Source organism: Armatimonadota bacterium, assembly GCA_025059775.1.
Taxonomy (GTDB): domain Bacteria; phylum Sysuimicrobiota; class Sysuimicrobiia; order Sysuimicrobiales; family Sysuimicrobiaceae; genus Sysuimicrobium.
Genome location: JANXCW010000033.1, coordinates 1 through 1353, shown reverse-complemented (window position 1 = coordinate 1353; position 1353 = coordinate 1). Strand labels below are relative to the sequence as shown.

Sequence of the window (1353 nt, the reverse complement as noted above, 5' to 3'; positions counted from 1 at the left end):
CAGGCGGGAGGGATAGAGGGGTGTACTATCCGGTGATGTTGGATCTACGGGGTCGGCGGTGCGTGGTGGTGGGGGGAGGGGGAGAGGCAGAGCGGAAGGTGGCCCAGCTGCTGGAGGTGGGGGCGGAGGTGGTGGTGGTTGCTGGGGAGGTGACGGAGCGGCTGCGGGGGTGGGCCCAGGAGGGGCGGATTCGGTGGGAGGCCCGGGGGTACCGGTGGGGGGATCTTGCGGGTGCGTGGCTTGCGATCTCGGCTCCGGAGGATCGGGGGGTGAACCGGGAGGTGAGGGAGGAAGCGGAGGCGTTGGGGGTGTGGCTGAACGCGGTGGACGATCCTGCGCGCTGCAGTTTTCTGGTGCCGGCCGTTTACCGGCAGGGGGATCTGGTGGTAGCGGTTTCCACTTCTGGGAAGGCGCCGGCGCTGGCGGTGCGGATCCGGGACGAGGTTGCGGGCCGTCTGGGGCCGGAGTATGCGGCGTTTTTGGAGCTGGCTGGGGAGGTACGGGCGGAGCTGGTGCGGCGGGTGCCGGAGTTTGAGCGGCGGCGTGGGGTATGGTACCGGATTGTAGATTCCGAGGTGCTGGAGCATCTGCGGCGGGGGGCGGTGGGGTTGGCTCGGGCGCGGATGTGGGAGTTGGTGGAGGAGGGGGGATGACCGGCAAGGTGTATCTGGTGGGGGCTGGGCCTGGGGATCCGGAGTTGATCACGGTACGGGGGCTTCGGGTGCTGCGGGGTGCGGAGGTGGTGGTGTACGACCGGCTGGTGCACCCGGGGCTGGTGGCGGAGGCGCCTGCGCGTGCGGAGCGGGTCTTTGTGGGGGGGCATGGGGAGGGGGGTCGGCTGGCGCAGGAGGAGGTCCATCGGGTGCTGGTGGCGCGGGCGCGGGCTGGGAAGCGGGTGGTGCGGTTGAAGGGTGGGGATCCGTTTGTGTTTGGGCGGGGTGGGGAGGAGGTGGAGGCGCTGCGGGCGGCTGGGGTGCCGTACGAGGTGGTGCCTGGGGTGACGGCGGCGGTGGCGGTTCCTGGGGTGGTGGGGATTCCTTTGACGCACCGGGCGTACAGTTCTGGGTTTGGGGTGGTGACGGGGCATGAGTGTGGGGGTTCTTCGGATCTGGATTGGGGGGCTTTGGTGCGGATGCCGACCCTGGTGGTGTTGATGGGGCTGAGGCGGCTGGTGGAGGTTGTGGATCGGCTGCTGGTGCACGGGGCGGATCCTCAGACCCCTGCGGCGGTGATCAGCCGGGGGACGCTGCCGGACCAGCGGGTGGTGGTGGGGGGGCTTTGGGAGATCGCCCGGAAGGTGGCGGAGGCGGGGTTGCCTCCGCCCGCCACCCTGGTGGTGGGAAGGGTGGTGTG

Annotated in this window: 1 protein-coding gene and 1 pseudogene; both read left to right on the top strand. The window is 70.4% G+C overall.

Translation table 11 applies throughout. The annotated features are described in order from the left end of the window. The first annotated feature begins 35 nt into the window (after window positions 1-35). Complete coding sequence (locus N0A24_12200) at window positions 36-653, top strand: bifunctional precorrin-2 dehydrogenase/sirohydrochlorin ferrochelatase (GenBank protein MCS7174097.1); 618 nt, start codon at window positions 36-38, stop codon at window positions 651-653. After that, a pseudogene (cobA, locus tag N0A24_12195) lies at window positions 650-1291 on the top strand (uroporphyrinogen-III C-methyltransferase). Before N0A24_12200 ends, cobA begins: the two are co-directional and overlap by 4 nt. Window positions 1292-1353 lie beyond the last annotated feature (62 nt).

What these genes read in the sequence shown, in the direction of transcription:
- N0A24_12200 (MCS7174097.1), top strand. Translation starts at nt 36, where the DNA reads ATGTTGGATCTACGGGGTCGGCGGTGCGTGGTGGTGGGGGGAGGGGGA.